19 protein-coding genes, 3 pseudogenes and 1 other annotated feature are annotated in these 25,204 nt (G+C 37.2%); of the genes and pseudogenes, 15 read left to right on the top strand and 7 right to left on the bottom strand.

All coding sequences use genetic code 11. The annotated features are described in order from the left end of the window. Positions 1–207 precede the first annotated feature (207 nt). The 6 genes from K364_RS0117370 (at position 208) to K364_RS0117340 (ending at position 5,389) form a co-directional block, all read left to right on the top strand. Positions 208–1,068 carry a BON domain-containing protein gene (locus tag K364_RS0117370; RefSeq protein WP_028309076.1) on the top strand — a complete coding sequence of 287 codons (861 nt, stop codon included), beginning with the start codon at positions 208–210 and terminating at the stop codon, positions 1,066–1,068. A 103-nt stretch (positions 1,069–1,171) separates the two neighbouring features. After that, the gene (gene murA / locus K364_RS0117365; RefSeq protein WP_028309075.1) at positions 1,172–2,425 is read left to right on the top strand and encodes a UDP-N-acetylglucosamine 1-carboxyvinyltransferase; all 1,254 of its coding nucleotides are present in this window, start codon (positions 1,172–1,174) and stop codon (positions 2,423–2,425) included. 41 nt (positions 2,426–2,466) lie between these two features. Beyond that, positions 2,467–3,597 (top strand): S1C family serine protease, encoded by a 1,131-nt coding sequence (locus tag K364_RS0117360; protein WP_028309074.1) that lies wholly within the window; start codon positions 2,467–2,469, stop codon positions 3,595–3,597. Between the two features lie 97 nt (positions 3,598–3,694). Continuing rightward, positions 3,695–3,862 (top strand): CxxH/CxxC protein, encoded by a 168-nt coding sequence (locus tag K364_RS26395; protein ID WP_084296012.1) that lies wholly within the window; start codon positions 3,695–3,697, stop codon positions 3,860–3,862. Between the two features lie 238 nt (positions 3,863–4,100). Beyond that, positions 4,101–4,580, top strand: a complete 480-nt coding sequence (rlmH, locus tag K364_RS0117345; RefSeq protein ID WP_028309073.1) for a 23S rRNA (pseudouridine(1915)-N(3))-methyltransferase RlmH — start codon at positions 4,101–4,103, stop codon at positions 4,578–4,580. A gap of 98 nt (positions 4,581–4,678) precedes the next feature. Continuing rightward, on the top strand, positions 4,679–5,389 hold the full coding sequence (locus K364_RS0117340; RefSeq protein ID WP_028309072.1) for a DUF5131 family protein: 711 nt from the start codon (positions 4,679–4,681) through the stop codon (positions 5,387–5,389). 50 nt (positions 5,390–5,439) lie between these two features. Here K364_RS0117340 and K364_RS0117335 read toward each other — a convergent pair whose 3' ends face one another. Then, the gene (locus K364_RS0117335) at positions 5,440–6,354 is read right to left on the bottom strand and encodes an IS1595 family transposase (protein WP_051534181.1); all 915 of its coding nucleotides are present in this window, start codon (positions 6,352–6,354) and stop codon (positions 5,440–5,442) included. Positions 6,355–6,501: 147 nt separating this feature from the next. Continuing rightward, positions 6,502–8,076: an SDR family oxidoreductase gene (locus tag K364_RS0117330; protein WP_035270027.1), complete on the bottom strand. Its 1,575-nt coding sequence runs from the start codon at positions 8,074–8,076 to the stop codon at positions 6,502–6,504. Between the two features lie 210 nt (positions 8,077–8,286). Here K364_RS0117330 and K364_RS0117325 point away from each other — a divergent pair, with 210 nt between their 5' ends. From K364_RS0117325 to K364_RS0117315, 3 genes are all read left to right on the top strand, one after another. After that, entirely contained in the window at positions 8,287–8,748 is a 462-nt protein-coding gene (locus K364_RS0117325) for a MarR family winged helix-turn-helix transcriptional regulator (RefSeq protein ID WP_028309069.1), read from the top strand. Between the two features lie 94 nt (positions 8,749–8,842). Then, positions 8,843–9,742, top strand: coding sequence for a hypothetical protein (locus K364_RS0117320; protein WP_028309068.1), 900 nt, complete (start codon positions 8,843–8,845; stop codon positions 9,740–9,742). Between the two features lie 17 nt (positions 9,743–9,759). Next, complete coding sequence (locus K364_RS0117315; RefSeq protein WP_035270126.1) at positions 9,760–10,239, top strand: MarR family winged helix-turn-helix transcriptional regulator; 480 nt, start codon at positions 9,760–9,762, stop codon at positions 10,237–10,239. Between the two features lie 93 nt (positions 10,240–10,332). Here K364_RS0117315 and K364_RS25840 read toward each other — a convergent pair whose 3' ends face one another. Together K364_RS25840 and K364_RS0117305 are read right to left on the bottom strand one after the other, a co-directional pair. Continuing rightward, on the bottom strand, positions 10,333–12,222 hold the full coding sequence (locus K364_RS25840; protein WP_051534179.1) for an LTA synthase family protein: 1,890 nt from the start codon (positions 12,220–12,222) through the stop codon (positions 10,333–10,335). 304 nt (positions 12,223–12,526) lie between these two features. Continuing rightward, positions 12,527–12,994, bottom strand: a complete 468-nt coding sequence (locus tag K364_RS0117305) for a CarD family transcriptional regulator (protein ID WP_028309066.1) — start codon at positions 12,992–12,994, stop codon at positions 12,527–12,529. A 591-nt stretch (positions 12,995–13,585) separates the two neighbouring features. On the opposite strand from K364_RS0117305, the pseudogene mttB reads away from it, so the two are divergent. The 5 genes and pseudogenes from mttB (at position 13,586) to K364_RS0117265 (ending at position 20,332) form a co-directional block, all read left to right on the top strand. Next, positions 13,586–15,064 (top strand): annotated as a pseudogene (mttB, locus tag K364_RS27385) ([trimethylamine--corrinoid protein] Co-methyltransferase). A gap of 110 nt (positions 15,065–15,174) precedes the next feature. After that, positions 15,175–15,427, top strand: a binding site (T-box leader). Between the two features lie 108 nt (positions 15,428–15,535). Further along, the gene (locus K364_RS0117285; RefSeq protein WP_028309062.1) at positions 15,536–17,128 is read left to right on the top strand and encodes a 2-isopropylmalate synthase; all 1,593 of its coding nucleotides are present in this window, start codon (positions 15,536–15,538) and stop codon (positions 17,126–17,128) included. Positions 17,129–17,401: 273 nt separating this feature from the next. Then, complete coding sequence (locus K364_RS0117280; protein ID WP_028309061.1) at positions 17,402–18,199, top strand: methyltetrahydrofolate cobalamin methyltransferase; 798 nt, start codon at positions 17,402–17,404, stop codon at positions 18,197–18,199. Between the two features lie 20 nt (positions 18,200–18,219). Further along, a pseudogene (gene mtbB / locus K364_RS0117275) lies at positions 18,220–19,665 on the top strand ([dimethylamine--corrinoid protein] Co-methyltransferase). Positions 19,666–19,681: 16 nt separating this feature from the next. Continuing rightward, positions 19,682–20,332 carry a cobalamin B12-binding domain-containing protein gene (locus tag K364_RS0117265; RefSeq protein WP_035270020.1) on the top strand — a complete coding sequence of 217 codons (651 nt, stop codon included), beginning with the start codon at positions 19,682–19,684 and terminating at the stop codon, positions 20,330–20,332. 77 nt (positions 20,333–20,409) lie between these two features. Here the strand turns inward: K364_RS0117265 and K364_RS0117260 are convergent, their stop codons facing one another. Beyond that, positions 20,410–21,495 carry a response regulator transcription factor gene (locus K364_RS0117260; protein ID WP_028309057.1) on the bottom strand — a complete coding sequence of 362 codons (1,086 nt, stop codon included), beginning with the start codon at positions 21,493–21,495 and terminating at the stop codon, positions 20,410–20,412. A gap of 36 nt (positions 21,496–21,531) precedes the next feature. Further along, entirely contained in the window at positions 21,532–22,767 is a 1,236-nt protein-coding gene (locus tag K364_RS0117255) for a sensor histidine kinase (protein WP_169734768.1), read from the bottom strand. A gap of 215 nt (positions 22,768–22,982) precedes the next feature. Here K364_RS0117255 and K364_RS24640 point away from each other — a divergent pair. Continuing rightward, positions 22,983–24,255 (top strand): annotated as a pseudogene (locus K364_RS24640) (4Fe-4S dicluster domain-containing protein). A gap of 14 nt (positions 24,256–24,269) precedes the next feature. Here K364_RS24640 and K364_RS0117245 read toward each other — a convergent pair. Beyond that, the gene (locus K364_RS0117245; protein ID WP_028309055.1) at positions 24,270–25,163 is read right to left on the bottom strand and encodes a hypothetical protein; all 894 of its coding nucleotides are present in this window, start codon (positions 25,161–25,163) and stop codon (positions 24,270–24,272) included. Between the last annotated feature and the right edge of the window lie 41 nt (positions 25,164–25,204).

The following is a 25,204-nucleotide window of genomic DNA, read 5'->3' as shown; positions in this document are numbered from 1 at the left end:
TTTTTTCATTTGCATCACCCATATCGTTAGGGTATGGTAAATAATACCATCCATTTCGATTATGGGGACATTTTGCAATTGTCAAGTGTTTTTGGGATTATCTGGTTGCATTTTGAAAATATTTTTGGATTATGCTTTGGTGTTATTTTCCATCAACTGCATAAGTCCTGTTTATTAAAGAACTTATAAAGCAGGGAGGTTATGTTTATGAAATTAAATGACTCCCAGGTTAAGGATGCTATAATGACAGCCCTAATGAAGGATGGAATGTCAGATATTAATGTTAATGTCCGCAAGGGTATTGCTTCTATATGGGGAGTGGTTGACGTCCTGGATGACAGAAATAAAGTGGAAACTGTAGTTAAAAGAATCCCCGGGGTTAAAAAAGTTGAAAATAAACTAGTTATATCTGCTGATGGTGAGATTGGTGATGATAAGGTTGCAGAAATGATAAGCAAAAAACTTTTTGAAAAGCCTGGCTTGGATAGACTAACTGTAGAGGTTCATAAAGGAATTGCCCTGCTCATGGGTAATATAGACAGCATAGATCAAGAACGAAAGGCAATAATCATAGCCTCTAAGGTTTTAGGTGTTAAAGAAATAATCAGTAAACTTAAAATAAAAGATGAGCATAAAAAAGACGATGCTACATTGGTAAATGAAATTGAAAGAGCCATATCTCTTGAAGAAAGTCTGGACCTGCTGGATATTCGCACTCAGGTTAAAGATGGCAGGGTGATTCTAAGTGGTACAGTTGATAAAGCTAATCAGGCCATACTAGCAGAGGATGCTGCCTCTGCAGTAAAAGGGGTTAGGAGGATAACAAATAAGCTTCAAGCCATAGAAAGTGGTGGCCAGGATAACCGTCTAACAAAAAGGGTAAGAATTCTCCTGGCACAGCAGCCGCACATTAACAACGAAAATATTTCGGTATTTGTTGTGGCTGGAACTGCATATTTAAGTGGCGAGGTATATACTTCTGGTTCCAAAAAGGCAGCAGAAGTATTGGCGGCCTCAGTGCCAGGGATTTTAAGAGTAATTAATAACATCCACATAGACCATCATTAAATCTTGCATCTAAAGAAAACCATGCATACTTTTACTTTATTGCAGGAATACCCGCGAATTCCTCGAATATTTATTAAAAATAGAGGGTTTAGCGGGTGATTTTATGAAAAGGGTTTATGTAAATGGTGAGCAAATCTTAAAGGGCAGTGTAAAAGTTAGCGGTTCAAAAAATGCAAGCATTGCAATCATTGCTGCCTCTCTTCTTGTAAAGGGGGAGGTAGTATTGGACAATGTGCCAAGGGTAAATGATGTACAGGAGATGCTTGAATTGGTAAGAAGTATAGGAGCAAAGTATGACTGGATTGATATAAACCAGCTGGCAATAGACTGCTCAGAACTGAACTCTACCACAATAGACTATAAGCTTACCCAAAGATTACACGCATCTATTCTACTATTAGGCCCCCTTGTGGGCAGGTTTGGGGAATGTGCCATTTCATTACCCGGTAATGACAACCTTGGGCCAAGACCCATTGACCTTCATTTAAAAGGCTTTAAACTAAAAGGTATTCATGCAGATATATCAAATGGCCAAATTATTGTCAATGGACGCACCAACCAGGATAGTGCAATATACCTGGACTTCCCTAGTGTTGGTGCCACTGAAAACCTCATACTAAATTCTGTGCTGGGCAATGGTGTAACAGTAATCCAGGGTGCAGCAAAAGATCCGGAAATAGTAAATATGGCAAGTTTTTTAACTTCCATGGGTGCTAAAATAAGTGGTGCAGGTACTGATACAATTAAAATTAAAGGTGTTCCCCAGCTAAAGCCTGTTAGATATTCCATTATGCCTGACAGAATGGAAGCTGGGACTTTTATGATAATGGCAGCTGCTAATAGAGGTGATGTTATCATATCTGGAGTTGTAAATAAACACCTTAAACCAGTTACAGCCAAGCTAAGGGAGGCGGGAGCAGAAGTAGATGAAGTTGACGGTGCTGTTCAAGTCAAAAGCACACAAAGATTGCAGTCATTAATTGTTAAAGCCACACCATATCCTGGGTTTCCAACAGACCTTCAGCCTATTATCAGTGCTGCATTGACTACTGCAGCAAATACAAGTATAATTTCAGAAAAAGTATATAAAAATAGATTTCAATATATTGGTGAATTGCGAAGACTTGGTGCCAAGATAAAGGTGGAGGGGAATACGGCGGTCATAACTGGGGTGGATAGGCTACTAGGATCTACGGTAACCGCCAATGATACAAGAGGGGCAGCGGCTTTACTTGCTGCAGGGCTAATGGCATTTGGTAAAACTGAAATAATTAATGCAGAGCTTTTAGATAATGGGTATGAAAATTGGGTAGAAAAGGTAAGCTCTATAAATGGAAGTGTTAATATAGTTAATTAGATACTGGATAAGAACAGTGATGATGGAATGGGGGATAGAAATTGGGACACTTTTCTCATTATGAAAATAGGCGACCAGGATTATTATTAATAATTATTATTAGCCTTTTAAGTGCCATATTTGGTGGTATATTTGTTCTTTTTATGGCTCCTTCCTTTCTAGCCTTGGAGCAGCCACCCCAAAAAATTCAGCCGCAGGAGCCACCTGAATTGCCTATAATTCCCTTTAAGGTAGAAGATTCACCTGTCATAGCCATAGCGGAAAATGTGGGTCCGGCTGTAGTGGGTATTACTAACATGAGAGGCCATGATTTCTTTAACAACCCAATAATGAGTTCTGGGTCAGGTGTAATATTTGATAAGAATAATGGCTACATTGTTACTAACTTTCATGTGGTAGAAGGAGCTACTAATATCCAAGTAACACTAGATGATGGACAGCATTATGAAGCAAAACTTATTGGCCATGACAGAGATACAGATCTGGCGGTTTTGCAGATAGATGCAAGTAATTTACCTGAAGCAAGGTTCGGAGATTCTTTAGAACTAAGAGTAGGAGAGCTAGCAGTTGCCATAGGCAATCCCTTGGGTAAGGATTTTGCCAGGTCTGTAACTGCTGGGGTAATTAGTGCACTGGATAGGGAGATTACAGTCAGAACTACAGGTGGAGAAGAGATTACCCTGCAGGTAATTCAAACAGATGCGGCAATAAATCCTGGGAACTCAGGAGGGGCTCTAGTAAACTCCAGGGGTGAGGTAATAGGGATTAATAGTGTAAAAATAGCAAGGGCTGATGTAGAAGGAATGGGCTTTGCTATCCCTACTCATGTAGTCAGGCCTATAATAGAACAGCTAATTGAAAAGGGTTATGTAAGCAGACCTTTTATTGGAATATTTGATTTCAGGGAGATTACTCCCCAAATGTCAAACTGGTATAACCTCCCAGAGGGGATTTATGTTGGAGGTGTCGTATCTGGAGGGCCTGCTGCAGCAGCAGGCATGAGGCCTGGAGATGTGATAGTAGAGATGCAGGGTCAAATAATTAGAACATTTAATGATTTGCAGAAAATATTAAGAGCTCATAAAGTTGGAGACGAAACTAACATTGTGGTTATTAGAGATAATAAAAGAATAGAGCTAAAGGTTACTTTAGGAGAAATGCCAAGAAGATAAGACAGGGGGACTTCCTCTGTCTTATTTTTACACTAGTTTGCTATAATGATAATAGAATGCTAAAATTTACCCATAAATAATTAAGAAGGTGAAATATATGTATGTTGTATGTGACGAGCATATAGAAGAGGCCATAGATGAATTTGTGGAGATATATGAAATGCCCCCGGATATATATCTTTTGGACAAGGTTTCCTTTACTGACTGGACAGCCCCTCATCGTTGTGACAAATGCAGCAACCCCCCAAAATATCTGGTAGTATAAATTTAACATGGTAACTCAGATAGTGTATCATAAAAACAAATGGCTTTCTCCCCCAATGCTGGCGTTTATCTTCGCATAAGGAAAGGGGACACACCTGCTGAAGTCTGGGATATTTCTGGGGACAGGAATGTCCCCAAATATAAGGAAAGGGGACACACCTGCTGAAGTCTGGGATATTTCTGGGGACAGGAATGTCCCCAAATATAATGTGAAATTCTGGGCTGAATAGGAGGATTTTATGCAGATAGATATTATTGCAGTTGGTAAAATAAAAGAAGAATATATTCAAAAAGGCCTGCAGGAGTATCTAAAGAGGCTTGGTCCCTATGCAAGGATTAAAATTATTGAGGTTAATGATGAAAAAATTCCTGCAAATGCCTCTTTAGCTGAAGAAGAGGGAATTAGGCAAAGGGAAGGAGATAAAATTTTAGCTAAGGTAAAACCTGATAGTTTCATTGTAACTTTAGAGATAGATGGCGAGCTTCTTACATCTGGTGCATTTGCACAAAAAGTCGAGGAACTGATGGTAAGTGGAAAGAGTCACCTGACTTTTATTATTGGGGGGAGTATAGGTCTTTCAGATGATATAAAAAGGAGAGCAGACTTAAAGATATCCTTTGGACGGTTTACATATCCACACCAATTAATGAGATTAATTTTAATGGAGCAAATATATAGATGTTATAGAATCATAAGAAAAGAACCGTATCATAAGTAACAAACAATAACTTTCTACAACTAAATAATACTTGATAATTTTATAAAATACATAATTGGTAATAGGCAAGAGATAAACTTTAGAAAGGGTGGTCAATTATGGCTTTAAAATCAAAAATCGAGTGGACAGAAAACACCTGGAATCCTGTTACTGGTTGCACAAAAATCTCTGACGGATGTAAAAATTGTTATGCTTTTACTATGGCGAATAGGCTAAAAGCTATGGGAAATGCTAAGTATTCAAATGGTTTTGAAATAAAACTTCATAATTATTGTTTAGAGGATCCATTAAAATGGAAGAAGCCTTCTCTGATTTTTGTAAATTCAATGTCTGACTTATTTCATGAAGAAATCCCAGTGGATTTTATAAAAAAAGTATTTGATGTAATGAATAGAGCTTCCTGGCATACTTTTCAAGTATTGACAAAAAGAGCAGAGAGACTTTTCGAGTTAGCAGATTCTCTTAATTGGACACCAAATATTTGGCAAGGAGTAACAGTTGAAAGTGAAAAATACAAAAAAAGGATTGACTATCTAAGAGAAGTACCGGCAAGAGTAAGATTTGTCTCTTTTGAACCTTTGATAAATGAAGTTAATGAATTACATTTAGCAGGAATTGATTGGGCTATTGTAGGTGGGGAAAGTGGATTTCGGGCAAGAGAAATGCAACAAGAATGGGTTTTATCTATAAAAGAAGAATGTGAAAGGCAAGATGTATTTTTTTACTTTAAGCAATGGGGCGGTTTTAATAAAAAAAGCAATGGACGCACTTTGTTAGGCAAAACTTGGGATGCAATGCCTCAAATATAGTTAATTACTTTTGCAAATTACATACATAAAAACGCAATTATAAAAAATGATTATCCAACTAGCTCAGGATAAGTAATCGTTGAAACAGAAACGCAGGCTTTTACCAATCTATTAAATAATTCACCTTTAAACATTCTTCTATTAAAGCGATAACAAAACTCGTTTAAGTAGGCCTGCAAATGCTTTGCTCCTAGTCCATGGTAGGTACCTGCTACAAAAGCTTTTGCATTTGAAATAATAGTATGAAGCCACTTAAGGTGCTCGGAATCTTCTTTTGGGTTAAATATCTTTGGTTTATGCTCATATTTAGGATCAGCAGTTAGTACGTTATATGAACGATACTTATCACTGGAAATAACAGAACCCTCTTCAATAGTTCTTTGAGCAAAATCACTAATTGTAGTTCCTCTTAAGTCAGGAATTATTTCCATCTTGATATATAGTGGCTGCCCTATTGAATTTAATGATAGGCCTACTATTACTTGAGTTTGTTCTGTACCTCTACCACGTTTACCACCTTTAGTAGGAGAACCAAAATAAGCATCATCAAGCTCAACAATACCGGCTAAAGTATAATTTGTATCACGTTCACCCATAGCCTTTCTGATTTTATGAAGCATTGTCCAGGCGGTTTGATAGCAGATACCTAATTGGTTTGAAAGGAAAGTAGCAGAGCTTCCACGCTTGTCATGAGCAACTAAAAATATTGCTAAAAACCAGATGCGTAAGTCTGTTCTAGTTTTTTCAAAGATTGTTCCAGCAGTAACAGTAGTTTGATGTTTACAATCAACACATTCATACAAAGGAGACTTTCGGGTTTTAATCTTGTAAGCTTGTGAATGCCCGCATCTTGGGCACTTAAATCCATCAGACCACTTCATCTGGTATAAATGATTATGACAAGCTTCTTCTGAACTAAATATTGTTTGAAATTGCATTAAATTTATTGAGTTTTGTTTTGCCACGACAACCACTCCCGAACTGTTGTTTGTATTAATTATAGCAAACACTAGTTCTGGAAACAAGGGTTTCCTGAGCAAAATTGATAGTCATTTTTTTAAATATAATGTCCTTTGAACCATTTTGTTGGTGATTGGTGGTTAATCGGGGAGTTATGCCTGGGGGTCATCTTTTTCAAAATCTTTCTCAGCTTCCTCAATAATTTTCTGAATGGTAGTTTTAAACAGAGGTTTGTGAAAAGGCAGCATGGATTTCCAATAGAGCAAGCCTAAGAAGCCAAAAGGTTCAAAAATAGCCCTTAGGGTTAATCTATACTGTCCGATTGGTTGACTCATACTCAGGCTATCCATTATTGATTTATCCAGCCTTGGGGCATTCCTGTTATACTGACAAACTGTATGGCCTTGGTGGTGAGGTTTCAAGGAAAACTCAAGCCAGCCGCGTCCTGGCATTTTAAAGTCCACTTGTAAGCGGAGTAATTCATTTTCTTCAATGGTTTCCACCCTAAAAAAGTCTAATGGATCTCCCACCCTTAAGGATTCCTGGCTGCGTCGCCCTCTTTTCAGGCCCGAGCCGCCCTGCAGTTGGTCTATTAAACCACGTAATGACCATAAGAATTGATAAGAGGGCCAACCCCTGCTTCCTCCTATACATTTAATAACATGAAAGACCTTGCTGGGATCAGCCCATGTTAATCCTGAGATCTCTTCTACAAATAAACCTTCTTGTTGTATATGTTTAACCTCAGAAAAATGTCTATTATGAATTGAATAGTCTGTTCCAGCCCAATGGGTCTCTATCTTACCAAAACGCTGCTCCTTTAATGCAATATCTATGGCCTCATGAACAGACGTGGGCTCATACTTAAAAAGTTCTAAGGCAGTATGATTCTGTGCTACCACATCATTTCTCAATCCTTCTATTAAAGGAGTAGCAATATTCCGTGGAATAGGTGTAATAAAATTGACAAAATAAGCTAGAACCTTTGTTGGTAAAAATGGCAAAATCAGAATTCTTCTCTTAAGGTTGCGCAAATTTGCATAGGTCCTGAAAAGCTCAGCATAGGTCAGTCTGGTGCTGCCTCCAATTTCTATTACCTGATTAGCTGTTTCTGGAATTTCCAATGAATGAGATAAATAGTAAAGCACATCATCTATGGCAATTGGCTGTGTCCAGCTTTTTATCCATTTAGGAGCAACAATTATGGGTAATCTTTCAGTCAAATAGCGTATAAGCTCAAAGGAAACACTACCTGAACCAATAATCTGGGCAGCTCTAAACTCAGTAACCGGAACTCCGTACTCAGCTAAAATTTTTCCGGTTTTTTGACGGCTTTGTAAATGTTCAGATAAGGTCTTATCATCCTTACTTCCTAATCCACTAAGATAAATAATTCGTTTTACACCCTTCCTTTGAGCAGTTCTTCCAAAGTTGTGGGCAGCTTGTATATCCCTTTGGTGAAAATTTGCACCCTTGGCCATAGAGTGAATAAGATAATAAGCATAATCCACCCCATCCATAGCTTGTGCCAAGCTTTTTAAGTCAAATACATCCCCCTTGAAAACCTCAATATTTTTCCAACTACGGGAGTTAATATCTTCATGGTTTCTAATGAAGCAGCGAACTTTATAGCCCTTATCAAGAAGATGAGGGATGAGTCTACCCCCAACATAACCAGTAGCTCCAGTAACTAATATCCTTGGGGTTGCTTTTTTAGTATTTATCATAATAGATTCTCCATTTCTGATTTGTGCTGTCTTAGTATATGTAATCTTAACCTTATTTGATCATCTAGACAATTGCAAATTTTCTAGAGAAATTTGGTTGGCATTTACAAAGATTAAAAGTTCAAGTTCTACTTGACACCGGTGCAAATATGTAATATATTACATATAAATAGGTAATGTGTTACATAAGCTACAGGGGGTGACAACCATATGGATCTAAAAAACCTTAGTATCCTTGACAAGGAAAAATTTATTTTTGGCAGCATTTTTCTTTTATCAAATAAATTGCAGGTAATTGGTGATCAGTATCTGGGTAAGGATGGAATGACTTTAAGACAATGGTTCCTAACAGTGATGATCTTGCAATTTGGTGACAGGTCCCCTACCCTTGGAGAGGTAGCAGAGCTCATGGGTAGTTCTCATCAGAATGTAAAACAGCTAGCACTTAAGCTGCAGGAAAAGGATTTTTTAAGAATCGAAAAGGATGAGCAGGACGGCAGGGCAATCAGATTGAAGCTTACAAATAAGAGTTATGAATATTGGAAAAACAGGGAGGAAGAAGGGGAGTTATTCATTAAAAAGCTTTTTCAAGATTTAAACCAAGAAGAGACCCACATAATGTGGGTAAGCTTCAAAAAATTACTTTATAGAATAGACAATTGGGGTGAATAAGGCAGATAATCCCATGGACTCTACTAATTATTAGACAAATATGTAATACATTACATTTATAACACAAAAACTATATATGAAAGGGAAGGTTATTATGAGGAATGGAAGAACAGTAACTATACTTGTTATTATTATTACTATTTTTGGATTGGGGGCGGCGGCTGCAGGTATTTTTTCTGCAGGGGGACCTGGGGAGTATGAATATATTTCCATACGAGGTGAAACAGTAACTATTTATGGTAAAGGCATCTACCAGCACATGTCAGCAGAGGTAGCACCACAGGGCATTGCCCAGGATTTTGTTACATTGTTTATAGGTATCCCTATGCTGCTATTGTCACTTTATTTTGCTAGAAAGGGCTCAATTAAAGGCAGAATACTCCTTGCAGGGACACTAGGCTACTTCCTGGTCACTTATCTTTTTTACCTGGTTATGGCAATGTATAACTACCTGTATCTTGTATATGTGCTCCTACTATCAGCAAGCTTCTTCGGGTTCATGTTAACTCTAATGTCTTTTAATGTGGAAAATCTAAAACACTATTTTGATAATAAGCTGCCAGTAAAGCTTATAGGAGGTTTTCTAATTTTTAATTCTTTATGCATTGCCTTGTTATGGCTGCAGGTTGTAGTCCCACCCTTATTAACTGGTTCCATGCCAGTTCAAGTTGAGCATTATACAACTCTAATTGTTCAAGGCTTGGATCTAGCCTTGCTATTACCACTCGCTTTTATAGCTGGAGTACTTATTATAAGGAAAGCTCCCATGGGCTATCTAATGGCATCAGTATATCTGGTTTTTTTGTCTATACTAATGACAGCATTGGTAGCAAAAATAATTGCAATGAAATTATTAGGACTTAATGTTTTCCCGGTTATTATAATCATACCTTTAATTAATTTATTTACTGTTTTTTGTTTAACAATATGCTTAAAAAATATAAATGAAAATATAGTAAAGGAAAGATCGCCTTTCCAAATCAGCCTAAACTAATGAAGGGACTAGGGCAGATGAAGGAAAAAAATCTAGAAAGCTTGGATATTCAGAAAAATCTCTTTGGCAATATCTTTCTCACAGCAAACAGACTGCAGTCAATTGGAGACCAAAAACTAGGCTGGGAAGGAATAACTATTAAGCAGTGGTTTTTAACTATAATGATACTGAAATCGGGTAATTATTCCCCGACCCTTGGAGAGGTAGCAAAAGATATGGGTTACTCTCATCAAAATATAAAGCAGCTTGCTTTAAAGCTTCGGCAAAAGGGTTATTTAATACTTGAGCAGGACCAAGATGACAGGAGAGTAACACGTCTTAGGCTGACGCAAAAATGTTATTCGTTTTGGCAGGAGCGTCGGGTTGAAGTTAAAGGATTTTTAACAGAGTTATTCCAGGATTTAAGCATTGAGGATATTGACTCGTTATGCAAGACCTTGGATCTATTATATAAAAGAGTTTTAGAAATGGAAGCAGGAGCAACAACAATTTTCTAAAATAGATAACACTAGACCCAATAGCTTCTTTTCCCAGTATAATTTAAAATTGCAAAATATCTTAAAGCCTACTTTGGCTGATGGTGTATAAGGCTATTCCTTGGATAAGTATTCTTTTAAAATATAATCTAATCCATTTTCTTTGACAACAGATATCAAATTGTTTTGCATTATATACTCAGACAGGGCAATTTCAGCAAGGGCTCTTTCATAGCCGGACATGCATTCTTCAATGTCAACTGGTTCTCCGCTAGTCAAATACCATGCTCTGCTGTTTTCAAATATGCCATCATTGGACATAATAAATATTTTTTCGTTATCTATAAAAGAGCCCCTGGCTGTATTAATCTGGGTTGCAACAAAGCCTTCGTCAGTATTTAAAAGGTCCTTACCAAAAAACATCTTGCTGTTGATCTTTATTCCAAGGAGATTGGCTAGCGTTGGGAGTATATCTAATTGACCTCCAGCTAATGTAATTTCTTGATTAACCTGGGAGTTTGGTATGTGAATTATAAATGGGACCTGATACATTTCTGCTTCAGTATATTGTTTGCCCAGAAATTCTGATACCTGGTTGTTGGTCTCCTCATCTCTGGCATCTAAACCCTGATGGTCGCCATATATTACAATAATAGAATTATCATATAAATTGTGGGCTTTTAACGTCTCGATAAATACTCCCAATTGCTGATCAAAATAATGGACTGTTTGCAGGTAGTTTTCCAGCATTGTATCTTTAAAAGGGTCTTTAATGTTGAGCATCTTATGCTCGTTTTCCATGGTATATGGATGGTGAGATGTCAGGGTAATGTAAAAGCTATAAAAAGGCCGGGGCATATTTTTAATATGGGCCAAGGACTGCTCAAATAACTGGCCGTCACTTAAACCCAGACCTATAATTTCCGTAGGCTCAAATTTTTCTAAACTGATAAAGGTATCAATACCCTGAGAAGGATAAATGGCTTCCCTGTTCCAAAAACTAGCTTCAAATCCGTGAAAAACAATATTTGCGTAGCCGTGTTCTTTTAGAAGCATTGGCAGGGTAAAAAAGGTGTTATTTTCATAAGCCTTGTAGCTAAATACCTTTGTGGAAGGGTAATAGCTGTTATGGGTTACAAACTCAGAGTCAGAGGTGTTCCCCCAGCCAACCTGCTCATAAAAGTTACTAAAGTATAAGGTTTCTTTGTTTATAAGGTCATTAAGTACTGGGGTTATATACTGACCATTAATCTGCTGGTTAATCACAAAACCCTGGACAGATTCAGCCTGGATAACAAAAACATTTCTCCCCTTTGCCAAACCAAAGCCTATTTGTTCACTTGTCTCCTGGCTTATTGTATCAGCTATGGCCTCAACATCTATAATGTCCAGGGGCTTTATCAGAAAAAAGCTGGCTATATCATACAAATGATACTTAAACGCTCCCAGGTTATGGGGTGTAAAATAGCCCTGGGCATCTTTAACACTTTGATGGGTAAATGAGGCAACAAGGATGGTTAAAACAATTATAATAGCTAAAACTGGCTTCCTGGGAATTTGCCGGGCCACATGCTTTTCAAGTATAGTTTTTGCCCTGTGTCTATAGTAATAAAACCCTAAAAGTAAACTATCAATAAAGAGTAAGGAATATAATGGCTTCAAAACAAGTTTAATGCTTTCAGATACAGGGGTTAGCTGCTTTAATTGATAAATACTTTGGACAGGTGTAAGAGTGAAAAAATAAGTATAGTAAACTAGATCTATAAATAATAGTATAGATATTAATATATTCAATCCCAAGAAAACCCCTGGTTTTCTTTGATTGCTGACTATAAGATTGAGTATACAAAACAACCCTAGTATCATGAAATAATTGCTTAAAGTTATCAGAAACAAGGTTTCCCTAAGACCCATAATATAATGAATTAATAACAGTTTTATGAAAAGTCCAATACTAAACCAAAATATTTGGTTATATGGGCTAAATAGAAGTTTTTTAATCATCTTACATCACCAACATTTATGTATAATCTTCAGAGCATGCCTTGTTTACTATAATTACACCATTTTTCTTAAGTATATGTCAACCAACATGGTTATACTTAAATCTAATCTTAAGTCTAGCCTAATGCTGCAGGTTACTGCTGTTGAGTCTTACAAATCAATGCTAATATTATACTATAACATTAAGTTTAATGGTTTAGCATTTTTTGGTGTGTAGATGATTTTAGTGGCAAAAGCAAATGGGCCAATTCACAATTAATTAGTGAACTGGCCCTTTTTCAGGACTTTAGTTATTTAAGACATGTTAATTAGCTATAGCATCAGTTAGTATACAATCAGCCTGCTCATGAGCAATACCCTTTACTAATACAAGCTCGCTGATTAGAATCTGCCTGGCATTATCCAGCATATTTTTATCACTTGTAGCAAGGGGTCTCTTTTTACTAATGTGTACCAAATCGCGAATGACCTGTGCTCCTTCATAAATATCGCCACTTTTCATTTTATTCAAATTGCTGCGATATCTTTGACTTGGGTTAAGCGTTGGAGCTGATACATCATCATTAAAGACCTTTAGCGCATCTTCTAGTGTATCTAAATCAACAATCTGTCTAATTCTAAGATTAGATTCCAGGGGAAACAAAACCAGCATGTCTCGTATATTCATCACATAGTAAAATTGTTTATCACCCAGGATTTCTCTTTCTTCAATTGCTTCTATAACACCGGCACCATGCATAGGATAAAACACCTTATCACCAATTGCGAACATTAATTCCACCCCCTAAGAGTAGGCTTATTAAGTATAGCACATTACCAGCATAAATACAAATAAGGCGAAAAGCTTAGACCATTTAAGATATGAAGCTTGAATAGTTTCCAATACATAACATATTAACTTTTAAATAACAGAAATTATAACATTTACATGAGGCAAATTACGTATATAACTACTAATTTGTTGACCCATAATAGCTTTGGCAGTATAATTTGTCCAAGATGATATATGTGCAAAAATTCAACACATACATGCAATAATTGATAATTTAGGGAAGGTCTTATGCTAACAGTAAGCTTTTATGTTAATACTATATAGCGTTTAACCTGCCGGAAATCGGGCTAGGAGCCATATATTGGGCGGAAAATGTACAATCTTAATGTGCAACCTTTTGTTACTAACAAGTAATTTAGCGTATTAAATTTTGGCCAGGTTTTTGCAGTAGATTTTGATAAGGAACTTAGTACAAGTTTACCTGCCCAAAATTGGGCAAACAAACAAAGCAGGGCAAGGGGACATCCCCTGTCTTGTTTTAGATGGATAATAGGGGTGTTGTGTCCCCGTATATTATTAAGGAGGGAAAAAATGAGCCGTAGGAACATTTATGCTGGAAATACCATGCTGGATGGATTTGGATTAACTGTTTTTTCTAATGATGCTTTGGAGAGAATTCATAATGCAACCTTGGAAGTGCTCTGGTATGAGGGAATAAAAATCCAAAGTGACATTGCCCAGGAAATCTATCATGGTGGAGGCTGTACTGTAGACAAGAAAAATCAAAAGGTATACATACCTGCCCACGTAGTAGAAGATTGTATTCGCTCTGCACCAGCTACTGTTTTACTTGCAGGCAGGGATCCAAAGAATGATATTATTCTAGATGGTTCAAGGGTAAACTTCTGTAATTTTAGCAAAGGAGTTAATGTAATAGATCCATATACTGGTCAGCTTAGAATATCTACCAAGCAGGACGAAGCTAATGTATCCATACTTGTTGACTACTTAGATCAATATGACCTGCTGGATGTGGCTGTGGAAGCCAGGGATATAGACCCCAAAACCACCAATCTTGAGGCCTATGAGGCCATGGTTTCCAACTCGACCAAGCATTCTGCCCAATCACCCCATAGTATAGAAGAGGCACAAAAGCTCATTGACATGGCAGCAATTGTTGCAGGCGGAAAGGAAAATCTTAGAAAAAGACCAATAACATCAGCAACTGTATGTCCATCAAGCCCCTTGTCAATACCTCCAGAGACGGCTGAACCCATTATAACTTACGCAAGAAATGGAGTTCCATTAACAGTCTTGTCCATGGCAATGGCAGGTGGTACATCTCCAGTAACGTTGGCTGGAACCCTTGTTACACATAATGCTGAAGTTCTTAGTGGGATAGTGTTGGCTCAATTAACTAATAAAGGCACACCGAATATGTATGGCAGTTCAACTACAATCATGGACCTAAGGTTGGCATCTGCAACAATTGGCTGTCCGGAATTAGGCATGATTAGTGCTGCTGTATGTAAATTAGCACAGTTTTATAACATACCTAGTTATGTAGCAGGGACATAGACTGACAGCAAGCTTGGTGATGAACAGGCTGGACACGAGAAAACCATGTCAATGCTTTTGGCCGGATTAGCAGGTGCTAATATGATTTATGGCCTGGGCATGATAGACCTGGGAATGACCCTGGATTTTGGCCAACTAGTGGTTGATAATGAAATAGCCAAAATGGTAAGAAAGGTAATAGGAGGAATACCTGTTAATGAAGATACTCTGGCAGTGGATGTAATCCGTAAGGTAGGTACCGAAGGACATTTCCTGATGGAGGAGCATACATTAGCACACATGAAAACAATCCAGTCCCAGTCAAATCTTTTTGACCGCAATACTCGTCAGGTTTGGGAGGCAAAAGGTGCAAAGGATCTAGCCACCAGGGCTACAGAAGAAGCAAGATGCATCCTGGAAAACCATAAACCAACACCACTTCCTGAAGGCACAGCTAAAGCCCTAAGGGAGTTAATTGAAGAAGCTGAACTGGAATGGGGAGTAAAAAAATAATAGAGCAGCCCTAACCTAGAAAAAATAACCCTGAAAAAATCTTAGAATAGCCATGAAAATACATTTACAAGAAGATTTTCATGTGCTAACATATATAGCAATATAATAATGTAACTGCTGTGAAGAGGAATAGTAATCACTTGGAGGATTTGCAGAGAACTGTTGGTTGGTGCGAAACAGGATTTGAGAAGTGGTGAACTCGCCTATGAGCTGCCCGCTGAAGTATTAAGTAGGTGGGGACGGATGTCAACCGTTACAGTGACGGGATATCGGCAACTCTTGGTGTGGCTGCCCGTATCTTTTAAGTTATTTTTGCATTTGGCAAAAGAGTGGTACAGCGGAAATTAACCTTCCGTCTCTTGGAGGCGGGAGGGTTTTTTATTTTATACCAACGGTTGCAAGTATATTAACCTTTTTAAGCAATCTAAAAATACCCAAAAATATTTGATTAATTTTTAAGGAGGAGATTTTATGTCAAGAAAAATTTATGTTTTAGACACTACCCTGAGGGATGGAGAGCAGGTTCCTGGAGCAAAGCTTAATTTATATGAAAAACTAGAAATTGCAAAGCAGCTAAAAAGACTTAAAGTGGATATGATAGAGGTTGGCTTTCCAGCATCCTCAAAGGGAGACTTTGATTCTGTCAAAACAATAGCAGAACAGGTTGGCAAGGATGTGGTTATCACAGCCCTGGGCAGGGCAGTAAAAAATGATATTGATGCAGTTTACAATAGTATTAAAAATGCTGAACAGCCAATGATCCATATGGTACTTGGAACTTCAGACGTACATGTAGAGAAAAAATTCAAGCGTTCCCGGGAGTCTATCTTGGAAATGGGAGTAGAAGCTGTTAAATATGCAAAAACCCTGCTTCCAGAGGTTCAGTATTCACCTGAAGACGCAACTCGTTCTGACTTTGAATACTTGTGGCAGACTGTAGAGGCTGTAGTCAAGGCTGGTGCTACCTGTATTAATATAGCAGATACAGTAGGCTATGCTGTACCAGAACTATTCGGGGAATTGATCAAGAAGATAAATTATCGATTAAAGAACATGAACTACAAGGTTCTGCTTAGTGTTCACTGCCATAATGATACAGGACTTGCTGTCGCCAACACGTTAGCTGCTATTAGAAATGGGGCAGACAAGGTTGAATGCACCATAAATGGAATCGGAGAAAGGGCTGGCAATGCAGCTCTGGAGGAAGTGGTAATGGGGCTTAAGGTTCATCCTAATTATTATGATGGATACAGTGATGTTCAGACAACAGAATTGCTAAGGACATCCAAACTGGTAAGTGCCATGATGGGATTAGACGTACAAGTAAATAAAGCTATTACTGGAGAGAATGCTTTTGCACATTCATCTGGAATTCATCAGGATGGCTTATTAAAATCAAGAGACGTGTATGAAGTAATTCGCCCAGAGGATGTGGGAGCCCAGGAGATGGAATTGGTATTAACAGCACGTTCAGGACGTCATGCTTTTAGACATGTGTTAGGAAATCTAGGTTATGATAATCTGGCTGAAGCTGCTTTTGACACCATATATGAGAGCTTCCTGGAGTTGGCTGATAGGAAGAAAGAAGTTTATGACCATGATGTATATTATCTAGTGAAGGAGTATTACACAGGCAAGAACCAGGAGTTCACAGGAAATGGCATTGAACTATATGGCTTGGTAGACTTTCAGGTAATAAGCAATACACTATTTCCAACAGCTACAATCAAGCTTAAAAAGGGTGAAGAGACATTAGTGCAGAGTGCTAACGGTAATGGACCCATTGATGCATTGTATAGTGCCATTACAACCATGGTAGGCAAGGATATACAGCTCAAGGAATACCGTATAAACAGCATTTCCAGAGGCAAGGACGCCTTAGGCCGGGTATCCATTCAATTCCAATATAATGGGAAAATATATAACGCCAAGGCAGTAGACACAGATGTAATTAAAGCAAGCGTTATGGCATTTTTAAACGGAGTAAACAAGATTGTTTTGGAGAATAAAGCTAATTATGAAGATCAAGAGAAGAATCAAGAACAACATGTGTCAAACAAATAGAGTATTGGCCAAACTCAATAAACAATGAAAACAAATAATAAAGGTAAACAAAACATGTGCTCCAGTAATATTTTGCATATGTGGAGGCAAGAATTGCAAAGAAACTAGTAAGCATAATCATTATGCTTACTGGTTTCTTTATTTTTTTGGCAGTTATAAACAAGAAGGCTTGCATGGCAAGCCAAAGGCCTTAGAAATATTTTATAGAAGTATGAGAAGTATGGATTGTTTATAATTATTAAAAAATTCTCAAAAAAGAGGGAGGTTAGAATTTTGATAATTATTGGCGAGTTGCTTAATTCTACAAGGCGAGAAGTAAAAGATGCCATTGAAAAACGAGATGTTGAATTTGTAAAGGATCTAGCAAAGAAGCAGGTTGAAGCAGGTGCTCATTATCTAGATGTCAATGCAGGTGCTTTTGTAGATGATGAGGCTGAACACTTATTATGGTTGATGGATACTGTTCAAGCAGTTGTTGAGGTTCCCCTGGCAATAGATAGTGCTGATCCAGAGGTTATTGAAAAGGCGTTAGCGGTACATAAGGGTAAAGCTATGATAAATTCAATTACCGCCGAAAAAGAGAAACTTGAAGCCATTGTTCCACTTATTAGAAAGTACCAAGCTAAAGTAATTGCATTATGTATGGATGATTCAGGGATGCCAAATACAGCAGAAGATAGATTAAAGGTTGTTGAAAAGTTTCACGATGTCTTTACAAAGGAAGGCATACCAATGGAGGATGTATTTTTAGATCCATTAGTAAAGCCAGTAAGTGTAAACAGCAGTTTTGGAAATGAGGTACTCGTTGCCTTGGAAGAAATTAATAATCGTTACAAGGGAGTTCATACTACTTGTGGTCTAAGCAATATCTCATTTGGATTACCCCAAAGGAAAGTTTTGAATCAGGCATTTTTTGTAATGTGTGTTGCACGAGGAATGGATTCGGTAATTATAGATCCATTGGACCCAAAAATTATGTCTTTATTATACGCATCAGAAGTCCTGGTAGACAGGGATCCAAGGTGTGCAAATTACTTAAAAGCTGTTAGAAGGGGAGTAGTTCAAGGTTAGTACCGCTGAGTAAAAAGGGGGTGATATCTTATAAAGAACAGTGCCTCTGTATCTATCAAGATTTATTAAATCAATTGAAAGGAGTGAGTTTTTTGGTTTTCACACGTAGAAGCGACGGTTCTTATATGGAACTATCCATTGATGAGATTAAAAGAGATATTGAGTTAGGAACCAATGATGCCGCAGAACGCGGAAATATTAATCCTCTTTCTAGCGAAGAACAGGAAAGACTGCTTGAAATTATATGCAGAAAGGGAAGATTCGTTGGTGTTGAGCAAGGCAACGAGCTAGTTCTAACATATGACGAGGGTAGTGTAAAGTTAATGAGATTAGGTATTCCTATCGGAAGAGTTCAGGATCTGCAAATTTATGAGAGATGCTTTGGCGCAGATAGCGCTGAATTAGCTCATATAGATTACAGCTTTAGACCAACTAAGCCTATTATTCATGAAGAACAGGCTGAAATGGAGCAGGCCTTGCTGGTTACAGTAACACCCTTGTTTTATGGGGCAATGCCTAACCTAGCTCTCTACAGTTATCCAGATGGGCCAACATTAAATCCTGTAGAATTATTGCCAAAAGGCAAGATAAAAGAAGCTCGGGCTGCATATGAAGAGGGTATTGAGCTCATGACTAAAGACCTTGTCTTTACTGCAAGTAAAATGTATGAAGCTGGAGCAGACGGCATAAATTTTGATACAACAGGATCTGCAGGAGATGCAGACTTTTTAGCCACACTTAAGGCCGTAGAGATATTAAGAAAGAAATATCCTGATATGTGCATTGAAATGGGAATGGCAGGGGAATTCATTCTCGGTATGCACGGTGAGCTTTATTATGATGGTGTAAGGCTTGCTGGATTGTATCCCCATGAACAGGTCAAGGTAGCACAAAAGGCTGGAGTTACCATTTTTGGACCAGTAGTAAATATTAACACCAAGAATTCCTTTCCATTGGATATTGCAAGAGCCGTTACATTCTATAAAGCCTGTGGTGAATCTTCAAGTATACCTGTGCATGCTAATATGGGTATGGGGGTAGGAGGTATCCCAATAGTTGATACACCTCCTGTGGATGTCTTAAGCAGAGCCTCTGTAGCCATGGCAGAAATAGCTAAGATGGACGGGTTGTAGGTAGGCGTAGGAGATCCTTTTGGCATGGCAATCAGTCATGCAATGGCTTCGGGCATGGGCGGAGTACGAACTTCCGGAGATCTGGTAGCTCGTATGCAAATGGCTCGGGGTATGCGTCTTAATGAAGCCAAGGCGTATGTTGCAGACAAATTGGGAGTTTCAATTAATGAATTAACAGATCCTGTTGTTATGAATGAGGTCAGAGAAGACTTAAACATTGGCAGGATACACCAAATAGCTGGAGCAGCAAAGGGTATAGAAGCAAAATTTAATATAGCAGAGCTTCTTGATATAACTATCAATTGTGTTGAAAAATTTAAAAAGAGAACATAAAGGCGAGGAGGGAATCATGGTGAGTAATATGGAAATATTTGAAGCTGCTTCCAAATCAATCATTGATCAGGATATTGATAAAGCAGTCGAGATAGCAAAATCTTCCTTATCACAGGGAGTTAATCCACTGGAGTTAATTGAAAAAGGCTTCACTGATGGCATAAGAAAGGCAGGGGAGCTTTTTGATAGGGGGCAGCTTTTTTTACCAGAACTCATGAGTTGTGCAGATGCCATGAAGGCTGCAACAGATATATTAAGCGATGCAATTCCAGCTGACAGTAGAAACAAAAGCATCAAGTGCGTCATAGCAACTGTAGAAGGTGATATCCATGACATTGGCAAGGGATTAGTCGTATCACTCTTTACTGTAAATGGTATGGAAGTACATGACTTGGGTGCTGAAGTTCCATCTGATGTAATTATTGATAAAGCAATAGAGATTGATGCAGATATAATTGGAACAAGTGCCTTATTAAATACAACAATGAAGCAGATGAAGAAGCTTGAGGATGAATTGCGTGAACGCGGTCTCAAAGATAGATTTAAGACAATTATCGGTGGCGCACCAGTAACAGAACGATATGCTAAAAAAATCGGAGCCGATGCATATGCTGAAAATGCCATGGATGGTGTAAATAAGGTATTCCAATTAATGAAGGATAAATAGTTGATTTTAGAAAAATAAGCCAATTAGTGAGTAGAAGTGCTTCCTTATTGGCTTATTTAAATTATATTATGCAAAGACTAATTAGACTCATTAAATATATTCCTATATTTGCTGGGAGCTATGCCCACACATTTTTTAAAAACCCTGTTAAAGTTACTAACATCGTTATACCCTACCTGGTTTGCAATTGACTGGATTTTTAGGGATGAATTTTTTAAGAATAGCTTTGCATGATGAAGTCGGATTTGATTAATATATTCAGAATAACTAATCCCCGTTTCCCTTTTTATTAGTCTGCTGATATAGCTTGGGCTAAAATGAAAATGTTGGGCTATTACATTTATGGAGATATCTTTGTCATAATTGACTTTTATATATTCAATTACCCTATTGCCCAAAACTTTATTGTTGTTACTCATTAAATGAAAAATCTTAATTTTATAGGAATCTACAAATTTAATTAATTCGTCCTTAGAATCAATATACAGTAAGGCTTGTGGGAACCCCACTAACAATTCTGTAACAAGTTCCTGATCATACCCACAATTAATAAGAATCCTAGACATTACTGTATTAAGCTCATGAAGGCGTACTTTGATTAACATTATTATTTCGGTGGTATCAAACAGACTTTCAAGGTATTCTTGGAAACAATTATTTAACATCTTTGTATCTCCAACTTCCAAAGAACGAATGAGCAGAAGTTCTTTTTCATAGGGATATTTTATATTAAGAAATTCTTTTTGGTGAGTTTGAATATTGTCAAACAAATTTGTTGAGTTTAATTTGTTTTTTTGCTTGATCTGCATTAATATTGATAGTATTTCATCTGCCATAACAGGTTTTAGAAGATACTCATCTGCTCCTGCCCTTAAAGCCTTTTGAGCAAATATAAAGTAATCATAAGCTGTAAGGATAATACATTTTACTTTGGGATTAAGGCTTTTAATCTTTTGAGTGGCTTCTAAACCATCTATGCCAGGCATTTGGATATCCATAAAGATTATATCAGGATTAAATTGTTGGCTTAGATGAATTGCTTCACGACTGGAAACTGCTTCCCCAATTACTTTAAATTCTGATGAAATAGGATTTTCGGCAAAAAAGTTTTTGAGGTAGGTTCTTTCAAGCTCCTCATCATCAACAAGTAAGACCTTGAGCACGATAATACCTCCTGTTCAAAAAAATGACTTAAAGCTTTAAATTACATTTGAAAAAGTTAGGCTAACAATAGTTCCAGTTCCTAAAGAACTTTTAATATCCAAGTTAAATTTGTCCCCAAAAAATAGCTGCAATCTCTTGTTAACATTTTTTAAACCTATATTGTTATTAGTTGTTTGAGAAAAGGGCAATACCACATCTTCGGAAAGAATATGTTCTAAAATCCATTTATCCATTCCAATACCATTATCTTTAATAGTAATAATTAAGTTTAAACCTTGAATCAGACCTTGGATTTGCACTGTTCCACCAGCTTCTTTTGGTTCAAGTCCATGAATAACAGCATTTTCTACAATGGGCTGAATTGAAAAAAATGGAATTTGCATTGCTAAAAGTTCTGAATCCACATTAATGCAGTATTTAATCCGTTTGCCAAACCTAATGTTTTGAATAATCAGGTATTTTTCAATATATTCTAGCTCTCGTCGGAGGGTAACGATGTTTTGATTGCCATGCTTAAGGGCATATCTTAGCATTTTACTAAAAGAATTCAGAACTTCCTGGGCTTTTGCGTACTGTTTGAGACTTATTAATCTACTTATGGTATTTAAAATATTAAACATAAAATGGGGATTAATTTGTTGTTGTAATACCTTTATCTCCATTTCCTTGACCATATTTTCCAAATCTGAACGTGATTGAATTTCTCGTAATAAATTTTCTCTTTGTCTACCCAGTTCCTGCTGTGTTAGTCCGGAAAGGTGCTTTTCTATGATATAATTGACTATCAAAAATAGGGTATTGGAGATTGCTTCAAGCTTTTTTCGAGATACAGCCTGTATTTTGTCATATAATACCTGGTAATCAGGTTTTTTCAACCAATTAATGGGGGATGGCATTTTTTCTATATCTGAGGACTCGTTTTGGGTTAGTTTTACCTGTCCGGCTATCATATTTCCTAAAAATTGGTTTTCTACAATGATAGGTACTGAAATTTCTACTAGACCTACATGACACTTGTAAATATAAGGTCTGCCAAGAAGTCTTGATTTTTGTCCAGCAATGAAGTTGGAAAACATACAGCATTCTCTACCTAAGTGATTTGAATGCAGCTTTTTGCACAAATCAGTATAGTTTGACATGCCGTGGTTAATTGGGTTTCCAACCCTATCTACTAAAGCTGTGGCTAGGTCTGTGGACGTGGAAAAGGATTCTTGAATTTCCTTCAGCACCTTTAATTGTATAATTTGATTAAGCTGCTTTTTTTGGTGCATGATATACACTCCCTGCACAAGCACTATATATATTATTATTCTTAACATTTTTGCTAAATCCTTCTATTAATTATAATATACTAAAGCTTTATTAGTTATCACGGCATTGCTTAATTGTAAGCAAATGGTCTAAGAAGTATAATAATAATTATCATAAAAATCAAATTTGACCTCCTTAAAAGTAAAACTTAATGATTAGTAAAGAAGGAGATTCCATGGCGCACCATTCTATAAAAACCAGCTATAAAAGTCTTGAGGAAAGATTAAATAGATTTCCCCAAGGGGCCGGCTCCACCATCTAAAACCCTGTATCAAATATTGGAACTGCTGTTTAGTGACAAAGAAGCGGCCCTTGTAGCCCAACTTCCCATAAAGCCCTTTAGTGCCAAGCTGGCAGCAAATATTTGGGGCATGTCTGAAAAGGAAGCCCGAATAATTCTTGATGGATTAGCCAGCAGGGCAATACTATTGGATTCGGAAGTAAAAGGTACTATCATCTATACCCTGCCACCACCCATGGCAGGTTTTTTCGAATTTGCATTGATGAGGATTAGGGGTGACATAGATCAAAAGCTGTTGAGTGAGCTGTACCATGAATATTTAAATGTGGAAGAGGATTTTGTAAAGGAATTGTTCTTTGGCAGTGAAACCAGATTAGGCAGGGTATTTGTCCAGGAACCTGTCCTTACAAGCGATAAGGCAGTTTATATCCTTGATTATGAAAGAGCAAGCCATATAATACAAACTGCAAAACATATTGGGGTGAGCATGTGCTACTGCAGACATAAGATGGAGCATCTAGATATGGCATGTAATGCACCCATGGACATCTGCCTAACCTTTAACACTTGTGCGGATTCTTTAATAAGGCATGATTTTGCCAGGAGAATTGATGCTGCAGAGGGTCTAGAGCTCTTACACCAGGCCTATGAAAACAACCTGGTGCAGTGTGGTGAAAATGTAAGAGAAGGTGTAAGCTTCATCTGCAACTGCTGCGGCTGCTGCTGTGAGGCCTTAATTGCAGCAAGGAAATTTGGCAGTCTTCAGCCAGTACATACTACAAACTTTATACCAGATATAGATGAGGAAAGCTGCAATGGCTGCGGAAAGTGTGTTAGTGCTTGTCCCATTGATGTAATTTCTATTAAAGAACCTACTAATCACAATACCAAAAAAGCAGTTATAGATGAAAGCACATGCCTTGGATGTGGGGTATGTGCAAGATCATGCCCTAAAAAAAGTATAACGCTAATACCAAGAGAAGAGCGTGTAATTACTCCAGTAAATTCAGTACATAGAGTAGTACTAATGGCAATAGAAAAGGGGAAACTGCAGGAATTAATATTTGATAATAAGGCTTATAGAAGCCACAGGGCCATGGCCGCAGTACTATCTGCCATACTTAAAATGCCGCCAGTTAAACAGTCCATGGCAAGCAGGCAGATGAAGTCGGTATACCTGGAGAAATTGATTAAGAGATTTACATAGGATTTTTTATTATCCTACTCCGAAGGCGGAAGCCTAAGTGGTATATCTAGTTTTCCTTCTACTATGTGCTCATTGTTTCTTATTTCAAAAATAACCGTGGCTTTATCAATATATGGTATCCCATCTACATCTTCCACTAACGTATGCATAAAATAAAACCATTCTTCCTCCGCTGACTTTTGAATTTTATCAACAATTAATAATCCACTCTGTTCTAGAGGATTTCCTTCCATATCCTGAAAAGTTAAATATAATTCTCCAGCCTCTTGCCTATATTTTCCACCTATGTCTACTAAATGCTGTCCGTTATAAAAATAGCTAGATATATTTAGTATTATTAATGTATTGGGGATTACTTCAATTTCTTTTGACACTAGAATTGGTGGATATTCAAGGGGTATTTCCAATTTTTCTCTTATTATTTGTTCATCATTCCTTATCTCAAAAATAACTGAAGCCTTATCAATATATTGTATCCCATTTGCACTCTGAGTTAATCTATGTTGAAAAGAAATCCATTCTTCGTTTATCTGTTGAACTTCATCAGGTTTAAAACTTTCAATCTGCAAAGGATTTCCTTCTATATCATGAAAAGTCAAATATAACTCTCCGGCACTTTGTTTGTATTTCCCTTTTATATATACTAAATGCTGCCCATGAGCAAAAACACTATGAATCCTTGTTACTGTTAAAACTTCAGGTATTACTTCAATTTCCTCTGTTATTGTAATCGAATTATTTATTCTTGTTAGTTCTTTTTTAAGGTTATTAATAATAATTTCGTTATTGCTTACCATTATCTCATTCTCGTTAAGATTGGTTTTCTTTTTTGAGCATGATGCAGAAAATAGTGTAATAACTACCAAAAACGCTATAATAATGATTTTGCTTGAAGATAGGTTTTGCATGAAATCACCAACTTCTTTATATTGATATAATTATTAGACGT

This window comes from Desulfitibacter alkalitolerans DSM 16504 (genome assembly GCF_000620305.1).
GTDB classification, from domain to species: Bacteria; Bacillota; DSM-16504; order Desulfitibacterales; family Desulfitibacteraceae; genus Desulfitibacter; species Desulfitibacter alkalitolerans.
This window is presented reverse-complemented; position numbering and strand designations above follow the sequence as displayed.

Coding starts and splice junctions, on each gene's coding strand:
- K364_RS0117370 (WP_028309076.1), top strand. CDS start 208: ATGAAATTAAATGACTCCCAGGTTAAGGATGCTATAATGACAGCCCTA.
- murA (WP_028309075.1), top strand. CDS start 1,172: ATGAAAAGGGTTTATGTAAATGGTGAGCAAATCTTAAAGGGCAGTGTA.
- K364_RS26395 (WP_084296012.1), top strand. CDS start 3,695: ATGTATGTTGTATGTGACGAGCATATAGAAGAGGCCATAGATGAATTT.
- rlmH (WP_028309073.1), top strand. CDS start 4,101: ATGCAGATAGATATTATTGCAGTTGGTAAAATAAAAGAAGAATATATT.
- K364_RS0117340 (WP_028309072.1), top strand. CDS start 4,679: ATGGCTTTAAAATCAAAAATCGAGTGGACAGAAAACACCTGGAATCCT.
- K364_RS0117330 (WP_035270027.1), bottom strand. CDS start 8,076: ATGATAAATACTAAAAAAGCAACCCCAAGGATATTAGTTACTGGAGCT.
- K364_RS0117325 (WP_028309069.1), top strand. CDS start 8,287: ATGGATCTAAAAAACCTTAGTATCCTTGACAAGGAAAAATTTATTTTT.
- K364_RS0117320 (WP_028309068.1), top strand. CDS start 8,843: ATGAGGAATGGAAGAACAGTAACTATACTTGTTATTATTATTACTATT.
- K364_RS0117315 (WP_035270126.1), top strand. CDS start 9,760: ATGAAGGAAAAAAATCTAGAAAGCTTGGATATTCAGAAAAATCTCTTT.
- K364_RS25840 (WP_051534179.1), bottom strand. CDS start 12,222: ATGATTAAAAAACTTCTATTTAGCCCATATAACCAAATATTTTGGTTT.
- K364_RS0117305 (WP_028309066.1), bottom strand. CDS start 12,994: ATGTTCGCAATTGGTGATAAGGTGTTTTATCCTATGCATGGTGCCGGT.
- K364_RS0117285 (WP_028309062.1), top strand. CDS start 15,536: ATGTCAAGAAAAATTTATGTTTTAGACACTACCCTGAGGGATGGAGAG.
- K364_RS0117265 (WP_035270020.1), top strand. CDS start 19,682: ATGGTGAGTAATATGGAAATATTTGAAGCTGCTTCCAAATCAATCATT.
- K364_RS0117255 (WP_169734768.1), bottom strand. CDS start 22,767: ATGCACCAAAAAAAGCAGCTTAATCAAATTATACAATTAAAGGTGCTG.
- K364_RS0117245 (WP_028309055.1), bottom strand. CDS start 25,163: ATGCAAAACCTATCTTCAAGCAAAATCATTATTATAGCGTTTTTGGTA.